The organism is Janthinobacterium rivuli (assembly GCF_009208735.1).
In the GTDB taxonomy this organism is placed as follows: Bacteria; Pseudomonadota; Gammaproteobacteria; order Burkholderiales; family Burkholderiaceae_D; genus Janthinobacterium.
The window spans coordinates 73,892-91,158 of record NZ_WFLJ01000003.1; the positions used below are offsets into that span (position 1 = coordinate 73,892).

General features: G+C 64.7%; 17 protein-coding genes. 11 read left to right on the top strand and 6 right to left on the bottom strand.

All coding sequences use genetic code 11. The annotated features are described in order from the left end of the window. Nucleotides 1–113: 113 nt before the first annotated feature. The gene (purB, locus tag GCN78_RS04635) at nt 114–1,493 is read right to left on the bottom strand and encodes an adenylosuccinate lyase (RefSeq protein ID WP_152250656.1); all 1,380 of its coding nucleotides are present in this window, start codon (nt 1,491–1,493) and stop codon (nt 114–116) included. Between the two features lie 277 nt (nt 1,494–1,770). Between purB and GCN78_RS04640 the strand changes: the two genes are divergently transcribed. Together GCN78_RS04640 and GCN78_RS04645 are read left to right on the top strand one after the other, a co-directional pair. Further along, on the top strand, nt 1,771–2,385 hold the full coding sequence (locus GCN78_RS04640; protein ID WP_152250657.1) for a glutathione S-transferase N-terminal domain-containing protein: 615 nt from the start codon (nt 1,771–1,773) through the stop codon (nt 2,383–2,385). A 7-nt stretch (nt 2,386–2,392) separates the two neighbouring features. After that, the gene (locus GCN78_RS04645) at nt 2,393–3,421 is read left to right on the top strand and encodes a LacI family DNA-binding transcriptional regulator (protein ID WP_226939465.1); all 1,029 of its coding nucleotides are present in this window, start codon (nt 2,393–2,395) and stop codon (nt 3,419–3,421) included. 28 nt (nt 3,422–3,449) lie between these two features. Here GCN78_RS04645 and GCN78_RS04650 read toward each other — a convergent pair whose 3' ends face one another. Continuing rightward, complete coding sequence (locus GCN78_RS04650) at nt 3,450–3,680, bottom strand: hypothetical protein (protein WP_152250658.1); 231 nt, start codon at nt 3,678–3,680, stop codon at nt 3,450–3,452. A gap of 41 nt (nt 3,681–3,721) precedes the next feature. On the opposite strand from GCN78_RS04650, the gene GCN78_RS04655 reads away from it, so the two are divergent. Genes GCN78_RS04655 through GCN78_RS04665 form a run of 3 tightly spaced genes read left to right on the top strand, consistent with a single transcriptional unit; the run spans nt 3,722 to nt 9,228 of the window. Beyond that, a complete protein-coding gene (locus tag GCN78_RS04655; RefSeq protein ID WP_152250659.1) occupies nt 3,722–6,016 on the top strand; it encodes a TonB-dependent receptor in 2,295 nt (764 codons plus the stop codon). Nucleotides 6,017–6,031: 15 nt separating this feature from the next. Next, entirely contained in the window at nt 6,032–7,900 is a 1,869-nt protein-coding gene (locus GCN78_RS04660) for an alpha-amylase family glycosyl hydrolase (RefSeq protein WP_226939466.1), read from the top strand. Continuing rightward, entirely contained in the window at nt 7,897–9,228 is a 1,332-nt protein-coding gene (locus tag GCN78_RS04665) for an MFS transporter (RefSeq protein WP_152250660.1), read from the top strand. The genes GCN78_RS04660 and GCN78_RS04665 overlap by 4 nt, the downstream gene beginning before the upstream one ends. A 58-nt stretch (nt 9,229–9,286) precedes the next feature. Here the strand turns inward: GCN78_RS04665 and bfr are convergent, their stop codons facing one another. Then, nucleotides 9,287–9,763: a bacterioferritin gene (gene bfr, locus GCN78_RS04670; protein WP_152250661.1), complete on the bottom strand. Its 477-nt coding sequence runs from the start codon at nt 9,761–9,763 to the stop codon at nt 9,287–9,289. 422 nt (nt 9,764–10,185) lie between these two features. On the opposite strand from bfr, the gene GCN78_RS04675 reads away from it, so the two are divergent. Continuing rightward, entirely contained in the window at nt 10,186–10,866 is a 681-nt protein-coding gene (locus GCN78_RS04675) for a Fe2+-dependent dioxygenase (protein WP_152250662.1), read from the top strand. 241 nt (nt 10,867–11,107) lie between these two features. Here GCN78_RS04675 and GCN78_RS04680 read toward each other — a convergent pair whose 3' ends face one another. Together GCN78_RS04680 and GCN78_RS04685 are read right to left on the bottom strand one after the other, a co-directional pair. Then, the gene (locus GCN78_RS04680) at nt 11,108–11,812 is read right to left on the bottom strand and encodes an energy transducer TonB (RefSeq protein WP_152250663.1); all 705 of its coding nucleotides are present in this window, start codon (nt 11,810–11,812) and stop codon (nt 11,108–11,110) included. Between the two features lie 17 nt (nt 11,813–11,829). Continuing rightward, the gene (locus tag GCN78_RS04685; RefSeq protein WP_152250664.1) at nt 11,830–12,045 is read right to left on the bottom strand and encodes a (2Fe-2S)-binding protein; all 216 of its coding nucleotides are present in this window, start codon (nt 12,043–12,045) and stop codon (nt 11,830–11,832) included. A 414-nt stretch (nt 12,046–12,459) separates the two neighbouring features. Between GCN78_RS04685 and GCN78_RS04690 the strand changes: the two genes are divergently transcribed. The 4 genes from GCN78_RS04690 (at nt 12,460) to GCN78_RS29230 (ending at nt 15,165) form a co-directional block, all read left to right on the top strand. Next, entirely contained in the window at nt 12,460–12,744 is a 285-nt protein-coding gene (locus GCN78_RS04690) for a FeoA family protein (protein WP_152250665.1), read from the top strand. A 2-nt stretch (nt 12,745–12,746) separates the two neighbouring features. Then, complete coding sequence (feoB, locus tag GCN78_RS04695) at nt 12,747–14,648, top strand: ferrous iron transporter B (protein ID WP_152250666.1); 1,902 nt, start codon at nt 12,747–12,749, stop codon at nt 14,646–14,648. A gap of 9 nt (nt 14,649–14,657) precedes the next feature. Continuing rightward, entirely contained in the window at nt 14,658–14,939 is a 282-nt protein-coding gene (locus tag GCN78_RS04700) for a hypothetical protein (RefSeq protein ID WP_152250667.1), read from the top strand. A gap of 64 nt (nt 14,940–15,003) precedes the next feature. Beyond that, on the top strand, nt 15,004–15,165 hold the full coding sequence (locus GCN78_RS29230; RefSeq protein WP_193316615.1) for a hypothetical protein: 162 nt from the start codon (nt 15,004–15,006) through the stop codon (nt 15,163–15,165). Between the two features lie 35 nt (nt 15,166–15,200). Here GCN78_RS29230 and GCN78_RS04705 read toward each other — a convergent pair whose 3' ends face one another. Continuing rightward, on the bottom strand, nt 15,201–16,121 hold the full coding sequence (locus tag GCN78_RS04705) for an AraC family transcriptional regulator (RefSeq protein WP_152250668.1): 921 nt from the start codon (nt 16,119–16,121) through the stop codon (nt 15,201–15,203). A gap of 138 nt (nt 16,122–16,259) precedes the next feature. On the opposite strand from GCN78_RS04705, the gene GCN78_RS04710 reads away from it, so the two are divergent. Next, on the top strand, nt 16,260–17,240 hold the full coding sequence (locus tag GCN78_RS04710; protein WP_152250885.1) for an oxidoreductase: 981 nt from the start codon (nt 16,260–16,262) through the stop codon (nt 17,238–17,240). Nucleotides 17,241–17,267: the final 27 nt, after the last annotated feature.

Consider the following 17,267-nt stretch of genomic DNA (forward strand, 5'->3'; position numbering starts at 1 on the left):
TGCGTGCTGCAGATTCTACAAGAAAGATTGTCGGAAAAACTGCGGGGCGGGCAGCATTTGTGTGCTGGCCGCCCCGCGGGAGTGGGATAGCATGATCCCCGTGTGGAAACTGCTTAGATGGCTTTGGCCAATTGCGCCGCGATACCGATGTAGTTACCCGGCGTCATGGTCAAGAGCACGTCCTTGGCATCCTGCGGAATGGCCAGGCCATTGACAAAGGTTTGCAGCGCTTCTTTTGAGATGCCCTTGCCGCGCGTCAGCTCTTTCAACTGCTCGTACGGGTTTTCGATGCCATAGCGGCGCATCACGGTTTGTACGGGCTCGGCCAGCACTTCCCACGTCGCGTCCAGGTCTTGCGCCAGGCGCGCATGGTTCACTTCCAGCTTGTTCAAGCCGCGCAGGCAGCTGTCATAGGCCAGCAGGGTGTAGCCCAGGCCCACGCCGATGTTGCGCAGCACGGTCGAATCGGTCAGGTCGCGCTGCATGCGCGAGACGGGCAGTTTTTCCGACAGGTGTTTCAGCACGGCGTTGGCCAGGCCCAGGTTGCCTTCCGAGTTTTCGAAGTCGATCGGGTTGACCTTGTGCGGCATGGTCGACGAACCGATTTCGCCCGCTTTCAGTTTTTGCTTGAAGTAGCCCAGCGACACATACGTCCAGATGTCGCGGTTCAAGTCCAGCAGGATCGTGTTGGCGCGCGCGAAGGCGTCGAACAGTTCGGCCATGTAGTCGTGCGGTTCGATCTGGATGGTGTACGGGTTGAACACCAGGCCCAGGCGCTGTTCGATGACGGCCTGCGAGAATGCCGGCCAGTCGAAGCCTGGGTAGGCCGACAGGTGGGCGTTGTAGTTGCCGACGGCGCCATTCATCTTGCCGAGGATTTCCACTTGTTCGATGCGTTTCACGGCGCGCTGCAGGCGGGCTACGACGTTGGCGAATTCCTTGCCCAGGGTGGTCGGGCTGGCCGTCTGGCCGTGCGTGCGCGACAGCATCGGCACGTCGGCGTTGTCGTGCGCGATCTGCGTCAGCCTGGTCACCAAGCCTTGCAGGGCCGGCAGCATCACGCCGTCGCGCGCGGCTTTGAGCATCATGCCGTGCGAGGTGTTGTTGATGTCTTCCGAGGTGCAGGCGAAATGGATGAATTCCGACGCCGCCACCAGTTCCGGCACGTCCGCCACTTGTTCCTTCAGCCAGTACTCGACTGCCTTGACGTCATGGTTGGTGACCGCTTCGATGGCCTTGATGCGGGCCGCGTCGGCTTCCGAAAAGTCGGCCGCCATCTTGTCGAGCAGGGCGTTCGCTTCGGCCGAGAAAGGCTTGATTTCAGCGAAGCCGGCTTGCGACAGCGCTTGCAGCCAGGAGATTTCCACTTTCACGCGGTGGTGCATGAAACCGGCTTCGGACAGGATCGGGCGCAGCAGATCGGTCTTGCTGGCGTAGCGGCCATCGAGCGGAGACAGGGCCGACAGCGTGGAATACGGAGTAGTAGAAGTCATGAGAGCGGACGCAAGTTAAAGAAACGGTTGGCGTGTGGCGCGCGGGGAGGGCAGGGCTATTGCAATAAAGCAACACTGACGGCGCCACAGTAAAGAGCGATTTTACCACCGCTGGCCGCTGGCCAGCCGTCCATCGGCCGCCGGCACGCCGCTTTTGGAGCGAATCCGGCGCCGATGCGGCGTGCCTGCCACACCCGCCGGGCCGCCGGGCGCGTGCCGCCAAACACGGCTGCCGCCGATGCTATACTGCTTGCTGCTCCCTCACCTTAAAGTACCTATGAAACTGATCGGTTCCCTCGCCAGCCCGTATGTCCGCAAAGCCCGTATCGTGCTGGCGGAAAAAAAGCTCGACTATGTCTTCGAGCTGGAAAACGTGTGGGTGCCGGAAACCCGCATCGCGCAGGCCAATCCCCTGGGCAAGGTGCCCTGCCTGGTGATGGAGGATGGCAGCACCTTGATCGATTCGAAAGTCATCGTCGAATACCTCGACACGCTCACGCCTGTGTGCAAGCTGCTGCCGGCCGGCGGCAATGGCCGCGAGCGGGCCGACATCAAGAACTGGGAAGCGCTGGCCGACGGCATCCTCGACGCGGGCGTGCTGGTGCGCCTGGAGCGCACGCAGCGTCCGCCCGAGCAGCAAAGCGCGGCCTGGATCGCGCGCCAGCTGGAAAAAGTCACCCTGGGCCTGGCGGCGCTGGAAGCACGCCTGGGCGAGAGCGCGTATTGCGCCGGCAAGAACTACACCCTGGCCGACGTGGCCGTCGGTTGCGCGCTGGGCTGGCTCAGCTTCCGCTTCCCGGAAATCGACTGGCGCGCGGACCATCCGGCGCTGGCCCGCCTGTTCGACAAACTGTCCGAGCGGCCATCGTTCAAGGACACCGCGCCGCAGTGAGCGTACGATGACCGGGACTGATTCGAAGGCGCAGCAACGCCTGCAGATGGCCGATATCGCGCGCCTGGCCGGCGTGTCGACGTCCACCGTGTCGCGCGCGCTGAGCGGCAGTTCGCTGGTCAACGAAGAGACGCGCGCGCGCGTCATCGCGCTGGCCCGTTCGCTCAAGTATTCCATCAATATCGGCGCGCAAAACCTGCGCCTGAAACAGAACCGCACGGTGGGCGTGGTGGTGCCGTATGACGCGGCCACGCGCCAGCATCTGTCCGATCCGTTTTTCCTCAGCATGCTGGGCAGCCTGGCCGATGCGCTGACGGAGCAGGGCTTCGACATGCTCATTTCACGCGTGGATGCCGAGACGCTCGATGCGGCCGCCCAGTCCTTCGATAGCGGCCGCGTGATCGGCATCATCCTGATCGGTCAGTGGCGCCACCATGAACAACTGAACCAGCTGGCCGCGCGCCAGGTGCCCATCGTCGTGTGGGGCGCGCAATTGCCGCAGCAGCTGTATTGCACCGTCGGCGGCGACAACGTCGCCGGTGGCCGGCTGGCCACGGAACACTTGCTGGCGGCGGGCCGCCGGCGCATCGCCTTCTTTGGCGACGCCAAGCTGCCCGAAGTGGCGCAGCGCCACCAGGGCTATGCGCAGGCGCTGGCCGCGCAGGGCCTGGCGCCCGACCCGCAACTGTACGTGGCCGGCTCCTTCCTGCCGCAGGGCGGCGCGACGGACGTGCAGGAACTGCTGGACCGCCACATCCCGTTCGACGCCATCTTTGCCTGCAGCGACTTGCTGGCCATGAGCGCCATCAACGCCCTGCGCGCGCGCGGCGTGGCCGTGCCGGAACAGGTGGCCGTGGTCGGCTACGACGATATCGAACTGGCCGCGTATTTCCATCCGCCTTTGACCACCGTGCGCCAGCCGATCCGCGCCGCCGGACGCGCGCTGGTGGCCTCGCTGCTGGCGCTGGTCGATGGCGCGCCTGCGCCATCGCAGCAATTGCCAACCGAGCTGATCGTGCGCGCCTCGGGCCGGTAAAGCGCGGTTGCAACCGATTGCAAAAATTTCAGTATTTCCTGCTTTTTTTCTTGTTGCACTGCAGCATGAAAAGCCCTGCTTCCGCATCAAGACCCGCCTGTTTCGCTCTTTTATACCCGTAGCGTTCGCTTAAAAACAACAACATTTCCATGTTGCAGTGCTCGATTGCAATCGATTGCAATAAATTCTTATTCGTTGAATAATGACGTACCGGCTCAGCCAGCGCGCCACGGCATGCAGCGGCCAGGACACATAACAAGCGGATACCTCGATGTATCGGCACACAACACTGGAGACAAGATGAAGACACGTACTGCTCAACGCGGCTGCATGGCCGCAGCCGTCACCCTGGCCCTGCTGCAATGGGGCGCCGCCCAGGCGCAATCTGCCGGCGACAGCGCCAGCGCCACCCCCGCCGATGGCCTGAATCTGGAACGCATCGTGGTCACGGGCACCACCGGCGGCACGTCCAAAATGAAGTCGAGCAATTCCGTCAGCAGCATGGAACTCGACACCATCCTGCACAACGCGCCGACCAGCGCCGCCGAAGTCCTGCGCTCGGTTCCGGGCTTGCGGGCCGAGTCCTCGGGCGGCGAAGGCAATGCCAACATCACCGTGCGCGGCCTGCCCATTTCCGCTGGCGGCGCGCGCTATGTGCAGATCCAGGAAGACGGCCTGCCGGTGCTGCAGTTCGGCGACTTCAACTTCACCACGCCCGACAGCTTCGTCAAGATCGATTCCACGCTCGACCACCTGGAAGTGGTGCGCGGCGGTTCGGCCTCCACGCTGGCCACCAATTCGCCGGGCGGCATCATCAATTTCATCAGCAAGAATGGCAAGGAGAAGGGCGGCAGCGTGGCCATCAGCCGCGGCCTGGGCTACGACCAGACGCGCGTGGACTTCGATTACGGCGCGCCGATTTCCGAGCGCACGCGCTTTTTCATCGGCGGCTCCTGGCGCACGGGCGAAGGCATCCGCCACAGTGGCGTCAACAGCGAAAAGGGCGGCCAGCTCCGCGGCAATGTCACGCACGAATTCGACAGCGGTTTCGTGCGCCTGTCGTTCAAGCACCTCGATGACCAGTCGCCCACGGCCCTGCCGGTGCCGGTCAGCGTGCGCAATGGCCGCATCACGGAAATCGCCGGCATCGACCCGCGCAAGGCCAGTTTCTATTCGCCGTACTGGGTGCCCGACATGGTGCTGAACAAGGACAACCAGCGCGTGGCCACGAATGTCAACGACGGCTTGCACGTCAAGAGCGACACCGTGGGCCTGGAAGCGTCGTTCAAGCTGGGGCAGGGCTGGAGCGCGAGCGAAAACTTCCGCTACGCCGACAATTCCGGCCGCTTCATCGGCGTCTTCCCGTCGAATAACGGCAGCGACGGCAGCTATGTGTTTGCCAGCGGCCCGAACCGGGGCAAGCCGTACGCGGGCCGCGCATTTTCCGCCGTGGTGTTCAACACGTCGATCGACGACGCCAGCAATACCCTGAGCGACACCAAGCTGGCCAAGACGTTTGTGCTCGATAGCGGCAAGCTGACCACGACGGCCGGCCTGTACCTGTCGCAGCAAAAGCTGGGGCTGACATGGAACTTCAACGAATACCTGATGCAGGCCACGGGCGACCAGCCGGCGCTGCTGCAAACGGCCAGCGGCACGCCGGGCTACATCGGCCCGGCCTTCGGCGCCTGCTGCTCGCGCGCCGTCGACATGGAATACCGCACGACGTCACCGTACCTGAACCTGGCCTGGGAAAGCGGCGCGCTGAATCTTGACGGCGGCCTGCGGCGCGACCGCCAGCATGCCAGCGGCACGGCCAATCAAGCCACCGGCGCGCAAGCGTATCTGCCGTCGACGGTGCAGCGGGTCGACTACACCGTGGGCCACACCTCGTACTCGCTGGGCGCGAACTACAAGCTGCAAGCGAATCTGGCCGTGTTTGCCCGCGTCAGCGAAGGCGTGGCCTTCAATGCCGACCGCATCCTGTTCGGCACGCCGTTGGATGGCAGCATGCCGGTGGCGATCAATACCGTGCGCCAGCTCGAAGGGGGCGTGAAATGGCGGCAAGGCCCCCTGAGCACCTTCGTCACCGTGTTCCAGGCCAAGACGAAGGAAAGCAATTACGAAGCGACGACCCAGCTGCGCACGGCCAACAGCTATGAAGCCAAAGGCGTGGAACTGGAAGCGGCCTACAGCGCCGGCGACTTCCGCATCAATGGCGGATTGACATTCACGGATGCCGAGATCACGGGCACGGCGCCGGCCGACGTGGCGCTGATCGGCAATACGCCGCGGCGCCAGGCGCGCGTCGTGTACCAGATCGCGCCCACCTATGAATGGGGCCCCGCCACCCTGGGCGCCAGCCTGGTCGGCACGGGCAAGTCGTGGGGCGACGATGCGCACACGATCACCTTGCCCGCGTACCAGGTGCTCAATGCCTTCGTCAATTACCAGCTCACGCCGCAGATGCAGGTGGCGCTGACGGCGAACAATCTGCTCAACAAGATCGGCTATACGGAAGTCGAGGGCGATGGCCATGCGGCCCGCTCGATCACGGGGCGCGCCGTCAAGGTCAGCCTGAAATACGCATTTTAAGAACGGATAGGATTCATGATGTCGATACGCAGCCCCCTGGTGCGCCTGCTGGCGCCGCTCCCCACGCACTTGCGCGACGATGCGGCGCGCCGCTATGCGCGCCAGGAGGCGGTCTTGCTCGACCGCCTGGGCAGCCTGTATGGCCAGCAGCCGGACTTCCTGCCCTGGCTGGGCGATCTGATGGAAAGCGTGGGGCGCCTGTACGCGGCGCGCGCGCCGGCGCTGCTGCGCCAGGATGCGCAGCGCGAAGCGCAGCCGGACTGGTTTGCCAGCCAGTCCATGCTGGGCTACAGCGCCTACGTGCAGCGCTTCGGCGGCAATTTGCAGGGCGTGGCGGCGCGCATAGCCCACTTGCGCGAACTGGGCGTGACGTATCTGCACCTGCTGCCGTTCCTGCGTGCGCGCGCCGGCGAAAGCGATGGCGGCTTTGCCGTCGCCAGCTTCGAGGAAGTCGACCCCGCGCTGGGCAGCAATGCCGACTTGCTGGCGTTGACGGCGCAGCTCCGCGCGGCCGGCATCAGCCTGTGCTCGGACCTGATCCTCAATCACGTGGCCGACGACCATGCGTGGGCGCTGGGTGCCAAGGCGGGCGATCCGCTGCTGCGCGACTTTTTCCATACCTATCCCGACCGCGCGCAGCCGGACCGCTACGAGCAGACCGTGGGCCAGGTCTTCCCGCAGGCGGCGCCCGGTAACTTCACCTTCGTGCCGGAGCTGCAGCGCTGGGTCTGGACCACGTTTTACCCGTATCAGTGGGACTTGAACTATGCCAATCCGGCCGTCTTCGCGGCCATGGCCGGCGCCATGCTGGGCCTGGCCAACAAGGGTGTCGAGGTATTCCGCCTCGATTCGACGGCCTTCCTGTGGAAGCGCGAAGGCACGGACTGCATGAACCAGCCCGAAGCCCACAGCCTGCTGCAAGCCTTGCGGGCGATTGCCGCCATCGTCGCGCCGGGCGTGCTGCTCAAGGCCGAAGCCATCGTGCCCACGCCCAAGCTGCCCGCCTACTTTGGCAGCGATGCCGCGCCCGAATGCCATATCGCTTATCACAGCAGCCTGATGGCCGCCGGCTGGGGCGCGCTGGCGGAGGAAGGCACGGATTTGTTGCGGCAGGTGATCGCCGCCACGCCGCCGTTGCCGCCTGCCGCAAGCTGGCTCAGTTATGTGCGCTGCCACGACGACATCGGCTGGAACGTGCTGCTCCATGAAGCGGGCGCGGACGGACCGGCGCGCCTGGCGCGCATCGCGCAGTTCTTTGCCGGCACACCGGGCACCGGCAGCTATGCGCGCGGCGCCGCCTTCCAGAGCAGCAGCGCCGACAAGGCGCATGGCAGCAACGGCATGGCCGCCTCGCTGGCCGGCCTGGAAAGCGCCACCACGGTGCAGGAGCAGGAATACGCGTTGCGGCGCCTGCTGCTGCTGCATGGCCTGGCCTTGAGTTTCGGCGCCTTGCCCGTGTTGTACATGGGCGACGAACTGGGCATGACCAATGATGACAGCTACACGCAGCGGGCCGACCGGGCGATGGACAGCCGCTGGCTGCAGCGCCCCGTGTTCGACGACAGCCTGCTGGCATGGCGCCACGATGGCGTGAGCGCCAGCGGCCGGCTGTACCTGGCGCTGCGCCAGCTGATCGACGCGCGCAGGCGCTTGCCGGCTCTGGCCGCTGCCGCGCCGCGCAGCGTGCTGCCGGCCGACACGCCGGCCGTGCTGGCGCTGCTGCGCGGCGACGCGTTCCTCAATCTGAGCAATTTCAGCGGCGCCAGCCAGCGCTACACCTTGCCCGCAGGCGAATGGCGCAACAGCCTCGATGGCAGCGTGCTGGCCGGCACGGTGGGCCTGCAGCCATGGCATATGCTGTGGCTGGAAAGGGAACAGTCATGAGCGAGGCCAGCGCACACCGTCCGCATCTGTCGTTCTGGCAGATCGTCAACATGAACGTCGGTTTTTTCGGCATCCAGTTCAGCTTTGGCCTGCAGCAAAGCAGCATGAGTCCCATCTACAAATACCTGGGCGCCGATGAAGCGAGCCTGCCGTACCTGTGGCTGGCCGGCCCCATGACGGGCTTGCTCGTGCAACCGCTGATCGGCGCCATGAGCGACCGCACGGTGACGCGCTGGGGCCGCCGCACGCCGTACTTCCTGATCGGCGCCATCCTGTGCAGCCTGGGCCTGCTGGCCATGCCGTTCAGCCCCACCCTGTGGATGGCCGCCAGCCTGCTGTGGATACTCGACGCGGCCAACAATGTGACGATGGAGCCGTACCGCGCCTTTGTCAGCGATAAGCTCGACAAGAAGCAGCACTCGCTGGGTTTTCTCACGCAAAGCGCGTTTACGGGGCTGGGGCAAACGCTGGCCTACCTGACGCCGTCGCTGCTGGTCATGCTGGGCATGAACAAGGATGCCGTCAATGGCAGCCATATCCCGCACATCGTCATCGCCGCCTTCCTGATCGGCGCCGTGTTTTCGCTCGCCTCGGTGCTGTGGACCCTGAAGACGACGCCGGAAAATCCGCTCACGGCCAGCGAGCTGGCGGCCATCCGCAGCCGTCCGCCGGGCTGGCGGCACACGCTGGCCGATATCGGCGCGGCGCTGCGCGACATGCCGCCGACGATGAAGCAGCTGGCCATCGTCAACCTGTTCCAGTGGTACGCCCTGTTCTGCTACTGGCAGTACATCGCCCTGTCGCTGTCGGCCACGCTGTTTCACACGACGGACCCCGCGTCGCAAGGCTTTCGCGACGCGGGCCTGCTGAACGGGCAGGTGGGCGCCTTCTACAATTTCGTCGCCTTTGTCGCCGCCTTTGCGCTGGTGCCGTTCACGCGCCGCTTCGGCCCCAAGCGCATGCACAGCCTGTGCCTGTGCGCGGCCGGCGTGGGCATGCTGAGCATCCCGCTGATCCACAGCCCGGCACTGCTGTTGCTGCCCATGCTGGGCGTGGGCCTGGCCTGGGCCAGCATCATGGGCAATCCCTACATCATGCTGGCCGGCTGCATTCCGCCCGAGCGCACGGGGGTCTACATGGGCATTTTCAATATGTTCATCGTCATCCCGATGATCATCCAGATATTTACTCTGCCACTGTATTACCGCAGCTGGCTGGGCGGCAATCCGGAGAACGTCATCCGGCTGGCCGGCGCCCTGTTGCTGTGCGCGGCGGTGGCGGTTTTATTCGTGAAATTGAACGGGCGCCAGGGCACTGGCCGCCCTTGATGACAGGCGTAAAAAAACCGGCAAGCTGCCGGTTTTTTTTTTGATGCTGCGAAAAAGATTACTCCTCAATCGCCATCTGACTTTGCAGGTAATTCTGAATGCCGACCTTGTCGATCAGGTCGATCTGCGTTTCCAGCCAGTCGATATGCTCTTCCGTGTCTTCCAGGATCATCAGGAACAGGTCGCGCGAGACGTAGTCGCCCGCTTTTTCGCTGATGGCGATGCCTTCCTTGACGGTGGTATGCGCGGCGCGTTCCAGCTTCAGATCGCATTCCAGCATTTCCGGCGTGTTCTCGCCGATCAGCAGCTTGTGCAGCGCTTGCAGGTTGGGCAGGCCGTCGAGCATCAGGATGCGGTCGATCAGCTTGTCGGCGTGTTTCATTTCGCCGATCGATTCTTCGTATTCCTTCTTGCCCAGCTTTTCCAGGCCCCAGTGCTTGTACATGCGCGCATGCAGGAAGTACTGGTTGATGGCCGACAGTTCGTTGGTGAGCTGTGCGTTGAGCATGCGGATGACTTCTTTATCGCCCTTCATGGGATGTCCTTTGTTCTGTGTCGCGTTCGATGATGAAACCGCAGGCTGCTGGCGTTCACTGCCGGGTGGCGCATGGCTGCCTGGTGGCGCGCAGGTTGCCGGTTTCGCTATGCCCGCATGATAGCGCAAAATGTCGGCGATTTCCGGTGCCAAACGGCATTTTTCCGTCTTTTTAACGTAAATATCGTGCGAATAAAACCCATTCTCAAGTGGATTTCCCCATTGCGCCGTTTTTTATTTGTTAAGGAAAATGCAGGCCATTCTCATTCGTGTTCCCGTCGTGATTCTGCCGCCGCCGGCGCGCCTGCCTGGCCGCGCTGAAAAGGCGGGAAATCTTCGGCGGTTCTTGCTTTTGTGTCTTCTTGGCCGTTGCCCGCGATGCGATAATCAGGCAGCGATGTTTACTGAAAAAGGATAGCAAGATGATGCTGCATATACCCGGCGTGCTGACGCCGGAACAGGTCACGCAGTTTCGCCAGCGCCTGGCGCAGACGGACTGGGTCGACGGGCGCGCCAGCGTCGGGGCGCAAGGCGCGCAAGTCAAGCGCAACCGTCAGCTGGCCGAGGGCTCGCCGCTGGCGCTGGAATTGGGCGAGATCGTCAGCCGCGCGCTGATGGCCAATCCGCTGTTCTTCGCCGCCGTGCTGCCGCTGCGCATCCTGCCGCCGTTCTTCAACAGCTATGCGGGCGGCGAGCACTATGGCCTGCATATCGACGGCGCCATCCGCACGCCGAAAAACGGCATGCAGTCGATGCGCGCCGACGTCTCGTCGACCGTGTTCCTGAGCGAGCCGGACGAGTACGAGGGCGGCGAGCTGGTGGTGGTCGATGCGTACGGCACGCATGAAGTGAAACTGCCGGCCGGCGACGTGATCGTGTACCCGTCGAGCAGCGTGCACCAGGTGCTGCCCGTCACCAGCGGCGAGCGTATCTGCTCCTTCCTGTGGACGCAAAGCATGGTGCGCGAGGACTGGAAGCGCGGCATGCTGTTCGAGCTCGATCAGAACATCCAGAGCGTGCGCGCGGAACACGGCGACTCGCCGGCGACGGTGGGATTGACGGGGCATTATCACAATCTGCTGCGCATGTGGGCGGAGATGTAAAAAGGGTCAGTCGCTGCGTGGGGTCAGACCCCCGGTGAAGTTGGCGCTGAACTGGGCGTTGGCGGTGTTGAGGGTCTGACCCCATAGCGGGCAAAAAAAAGTCTGCCTGGCCCGGGGATGTAGGCTGGCAGACTGAAACAAGCAGTTGCTTGACTGGTACAGAAAACAGGGCGCAAAAAAGCAAGCAGGGCACGGGGTGCGGTGCTTGCGGGCTGGCAGCGGCGCGCAGGCCGCCGGAAGGCTAGCTCAGCTGGAAGGTCAGCGGTACTAAAACGTAGACGGGTACGGGCTTGCCGTTTTCGATCATCGGCTTGAACAGCGCGCGCTGCGCGGCCTGGCGGCCCGCTTCATCGAGGTTGCCGTAGCCGGTCGATTTATGGATCAGGATTTGTTCCGGCAAGCCCTTTTCATTGATCAGGATGCGCAACACCACGGTGCCGCTTTCGCCCAGACGGCGCGACAGATTCGGGTAGACCAGTTGCGGCGCCTTGATGTATTCGACGCTGCTGACGGTGCGCGGCGTCGATGGCGCCGGCGGCGTCGGCGATGGTGCCGCAGGGGCCGTCGGCGCGGCGGTGGCGACAGGCGCCGCTTCGGCGCGCGTCGGCTGCGGCGGCGTGATCGTCGGTTCGCTCGGCGCCACGGCGATCAGCGGCAGCGGCGGGATCACGGCGCGCGGCACGGGGGCGCTCAATTCCACGGTTTTCGGCACGGACGGCGCCGGCGGCTTGGGTGGCGCCGGCGGGGCGATGATGCTGATGGTGGTGATGGTCGGCATGGCCGCCGTGACGACGCGGCTCAACAGGCCGCTCTGGATGGCGTAAAAGCCGGCGATGTGCAGCACGACGATGGCCATCAGCGGCGCGAATTTGCTGCGCTGCTTCTTGTCGAAGTCGGCAAATTGCGGCACGGCCTGCACCGTTACGGGCGGGGGCATCATCGTCATGGCGTAGTTCGCTTTCTTTAGTTTGTCAGTACGGCTCGCATCAATACGGTTTCTTGCAGCGCCACGGTGGCGGTCAGGTGATCGTTCAGCACTTCCCGCGCGCAGGTGTGGCATTTGCCGCAGCAGGTGGCCACGCCCAGGTCGCGGCGCAGTTCGGCCATGCTGGACAGGCCAAGATCGACGGCTTGACGGATTTCACGATCAGATATGTTGTTGCAGACACATACAATCATTGATACACCTTCTGGCTGGAGGATGAACAGACACTAGTGCTATGAAGCATTGTTGCTAGTGTTTTAATGAGAATCATTATCATTACGTTTCATTGTCGCGCAAAGTGCGGGACAATGCAAGCGATTTTGATCAAGTGTGCGGCAGTTGGCGGCCTGGCGCGGCGTGCCGATATGCCCTTCGTACGAATGGCGTAGCCCTTGACGGGGGGCGGCTCTCCGGGCCAAATAAAAACAATTCGCATTCATGTTTATAATACTGGTATTGTCTCGGACGGCCGCCGTCTGGACACATTGAAAGGCCGCTTGTCGGTAATGCGCAACAGTTGCGTTTTACCTCACAACACCCACGTCAAACGCGATGCGCCACGCGCAGCAGTCTGTCCCCGGTGTTCTTAATTTGAACGGAATTTGCTCATGACCCTAGTTCCACCCCTGATGACGCTCGACGCGCTGGCAGTCGGCCAGAGCGGCACGGTATTGCATATCACGCCCCACGCGGCAGGACAGACGGAGGACGGGGTCGACCTGGCCCGCCGCCTGATGGAGCTGGGATTCGTTCCCGGTGAACGCATCCGCATGCTCAAGCGCGGCATACCCGGCGGCGATCCGCTGGCCATCAAGGTTGGCAATGCCACGTTCGCGCTGCGCCGCTTCGAAGCGGCGCTGATCACGATTCAACCGCTGCTTCAATCGGAATGACCATGGGTGCTGTCGAAACGATCGTCGATGCGGGCGTGCACAAGCCGCCGCATCAGCCACAAATTGCCTTGCTGGGCAATCCGAACTGCGGCAAGACCGCGCTGTTCAACCGTTTGACGGGCGCGCGCCAGAAAGTGGCGAACTACGCCGGCGTGACCATCGAGCGCAAGGAAGGGCATTTCACGTCGCCCGCCGGCACGCCCGTGCGCCTGCTCGATCTGCCGGGCGCCTACAGCCTGTCGGCCACCACGCCCGATGAAGCCATCACGCGCGACGTGGTGGGGGGATTGCGCCAGGGCGACCCGCGCCCGGACGCCATCATCTGCGTCGTCGACGCCACCAACTTGCGCCTGAACTTGCGCCTGGTGCTGGAAGTCAAACGCCTGGGCCTGCCCATGCTGCTGGCGCTGAACATGACGGACGTGGCGCGCAAGCGCGGCATGCTGATCGACACGGCCAAGCTGGCGCAGGAACTGGGCATGCCCGTGGTGGAAACCGTCGCGGTGCAGCACGACGGCGAAAAAGCCCTGCTGAATGCCATCGACGCCATGCTGCCGCTGCCGGCCGTGGACGCGAAACCGCTGGCGGCCATCGATGCCGTCAGCGTCGAGGAAACCCAGCGCGAAGTGCGCCGCATCCTGGCCGCCGTCAGCAATGACACGGGCGACAGCGGCAACCTGACAGAAAAGATCGACGACGTGGTGCTGCACCCCGTGTTCGGCCCCCTCATCCTGGCCGTGCTGATGTTCCTGATCTTCCAGGCCGTGTTTGCGTGGGCCGCCACGCCGATGGAAATGATCACCGATGGCGTGGGCCATCTGGGCGCCGTGCTGACGGCGAACATGCCCGATGGTCACCTGAAAAGCCTGCTGGTGGAAGGCATCATCGGCGGCGTCGGCAGCGTGCTGGTATTCCTGCCGCAAATTCTGATCCTGTTCTTCTTTATCCTGAGCCTGGAAGACTGCGGCTATCTGCCGCGCGCGGCCTTCCTGCTGGACCGCCTGATGGGCGGCGTGGGCCTGTCGGGCCGCGCCTTCATCCCGCTGCTGTCGAGCTTTGCCTGCGCCATTCCCGGCGTGATGGCGGCGCGCACCATCCAGAACCCGCGTGACCGCCTGGTCACCATCATGATCGCGCCGCTGATGACGTGCTCGGCGCGCCTGCCCGTGTATGCGCTGATCATCGCCGCCTTCATCCCGCAGCGCGAAGTATGGGGCTATCTGAGCCTGCAAGGCCTGGTGCTGTTCGTGCTGTACTTCGCCGGCATCATCTCGGCCATGGCCGTGGCCTGGGTCATGAAGCGCGGCATGGGCGTGCGCGGCAACCAGCCGCTGATGCTGGAACTGCCGGCCTATCACTGGCCGCATCTGCGCAACCTGGCCGTCAGCCTGTGGGAGCGCGCGAAGATTTTCCTCACGCGCGTCGGTACCATCATCCTGAGCCTGATGATCATCCTGTGGTTCCTCAGCACCTTCCCCGGCCCGCCGGACAACGCGATCCACCCGCCGATCTACTACAGCCTGGCCGGCATCCTGGGCCGCGGCCTGGAAGTGATCTTCGCGCCCATCGGTTTCAACTGGCAGATCTGCATCGCGCTGGTGCCGGGCATGGCGGCGCGCGAAGTGGCCGTCGGCGCCCTGGGCACCGTGTACGCGCTGTCGCAGACGGGCGACGCGCTGGCCTTGACGCTGGAACCGCTGATCGCCCATTCGTGGTCGATGGCCACCGCGCTGTCCTTGCTGGCCTGGTATGTGTTCGCGCCGCAGTGCCTGTCGACCCTCTCCGTGGTGAAACGCGAGACGGGCGGCTGGCGCTATCCGTTGCTGATGGCCGGCTACATGTTCGCCCTCGCTTACGCCGCCTCGTTCATCACGTACCGCCTCGCCCTGTTGCTGGGCGCTTAGGAGAACACCATGTGGCAAACCCTCATCGTCGCCCTGATCGTCGCAGCCGCGCTGCTGCATTTCTCGACCAAGTACCTGCCGGCGGGCGTGCGCCGCGCCATCGTGCGCGGCCTGGTGCGCTGCGGCCTCGATGAGGCCAAGCTGTCGACCTTCTTCAAGGTGGCGCCCGGTTGCGGCAGCGGCTGCGGTTCCTGCGGCTCCTGCGACAGCCCGCCGCCGCCGTCCAACACGCCGCCGGCCGACGGCAGCAGCAAGCGCGTGATCCTGATGCAGGTGCAGCGCCAGGATTGATGTATGTCTGGCCACGGGCCCACCCGTGGGCTACACTGGGCTTTCCGCATGGCAAGGAGTGGCAATGGCGATACTGTTGATCTTCATGTTTTTGTTTGCGGTCGCCACCTGGCTGCTGGCCAGCCGGCGCGGCCGCCACGGGGGACTCTGGTTCGGCATCGGCCTGTTGCTCGGGCCGTTCGCCTTGCTGGCGGTGGCGGCCTTGCCGCCCGTGCCGACGCGCTGACCCTGTATTGTTACAACCCGCCATCGCGGGTTTTTTTACGCCTGCGCGTCCGCGTGGCGCAGCCGGTACTGGCGCGGCGAGCAGGCCATGACGCGCTTGAAGGCGTGGCTGAAGGCGCTGTCCGAATCGTAGCCCAGCGCCTGCGCGATCGACGTCACTGTCGCGTCACTGTCCCTCAGGCGCCGGGTGGCCAGGCGCATGCGCCAGCGCAGCAGGTAATCGAGCGGCGTCACGCCCACCCGGTTCTTGAAGTGCAGGGCAAAGGCCGAGCGCGACTGCCCCGCGACGGCGGCCAGCTGCAGCAAGGTCCAGCGCCGCGCCGGCTGCGCATGCATGGCCTCGATGGCGGCGCGCAGCCGCGGATCGGCCAGCGCGAACAGCCAGCCCACCGGATGCGACGCCTGTGCTGCCAGGTACTGGCGCAGCATCTGCAGCAGCATCATGTGGCCCAGGTGGCGCGTCATCAGCGCCGCACCGGGCGCCGTCGCCTGCAATTCCTGCGCCAGCCGTTGCAAGGCCCAGTGCAGCACGCTGGCCTGGTCCGTATCGCCGCGCACGTGCAGCAGCGGTGGCAGGCAGTCGAGCAGGATGGACGCCTCGTCGCCAAAGCTGAAGCGTCCACCGATGAGGAAGAAATCGTGTTCCGGCGCGCCGTGACGGGCCACGCCTTGCTGCGCGTGCCGGTACACTTCCAGCGCCGGCGCGGCCGGCAAGCCGGGTGCGCTGGCCAGGGTGAATGCGCGCCCGGGCGCCAGCAGGAAGCAGTCGCCCGTCTGCAGCGGTACGGGCGCGTCGATGCCCGCGACCGTCAGCCAGCAAGTACCTTCGATCACAGCGTTGAACTTGATGCCGTCCGGCGGCGGGAAGTCGATGGCCCAGTCGCCACCCGCCTTCAGGCCGGCAAAATAGGAGCTGCGCGTATCGAGCAGCGAGAGTACATCGGAGAGCAAATCCATGGCGGGGTGCAATTCTGGACGATGGCGACAGTATTGCGGATTTTACGCCATTCACAGTCCTGTTCCTGGCACACACAATGTCCATCTCGCCAGCGATTCGGACTGGCGCCACTTGCAAAGGCAGACCCCATGGACAGCATCGACAACAAACAAACTCCCCTGCACACCGGCTTCAACGCCAGCACGACCGCCACCGAGGCGCTGGCCGGCCGCGACCTGTCCGGCATGCAGGCCATCGTCACGGGCGGCGCGTCGGGCCTGGGGCTGGAAACGGTGCGCGTGCTGGCCGGTGCCGGCGCCCGCGTACTGGTGCCGGCGCGCGACCCGCATCAGGCGCAAGCGGCCCTGGACGGCAAGGCCGGCGTGGAGGTCGCCGCGCTCGACCTGCTCGATCCGCGATCGATCGATGCCTTTGCCGCCGCTTTTCTGGCCACCGGCCGCGCCCTGCACGTGCTGGTCAACGGCGCCGGCATCATGGCCACGCCCTTGCTGCGCGATGCGCGCGGCTACGAGGCGCAGTTCGCGACGAATCACCTGGGGCATTTCCAGCTGACGGCGCGCCTGTGGCCCGCCTTGCGGCAGGCGCAGGGCGCGCGCGTCGTGTGCGTGTCGTCGCTGGGACACCGGCAGGCGGGCGTCGACCTGGACGACCCGCATTTCCTGCGCCAGCCGTACGATAAATGGCGCGCGTATGCGCAGTCGAAAAGCGCCAATGCCCTGTTTGCCGTGGAACTGGACCGGCGCGCTGCGGCGCACGGCGTGCGCGCCTTTTCGCTGCATCCGGGCGCCATCCTGACGCCGCTGGTGCGCCACCTGGACCTCGACGACTTGCGCCGTGTGGGCGCGCTCGATGAGGCCGGCCAGGTGAATCCGCCGCCGCAATCGGCTTTCAAGAATGTGGCGCAGGGCGCGGCCACGGCCGTCTGGTGCGCTGCCAGCGCGCAGCTTGAGGGTATGGGCGGCGTGTATTGCGAGGATGGCGACATTGCCGCCCTGGTGGCGGACGACAGCATGGGGCCGGGCGTGCGGCGCTGGGCCATCGATCCCGAGCAGGCGCGCCGGCTATGGGCGCTGAGCGAACGGATGACGGGCGTGCGTTTCGATTGCGACGCGGCATAAAAAATGCCGGGCAAGGCCCGGCATGTG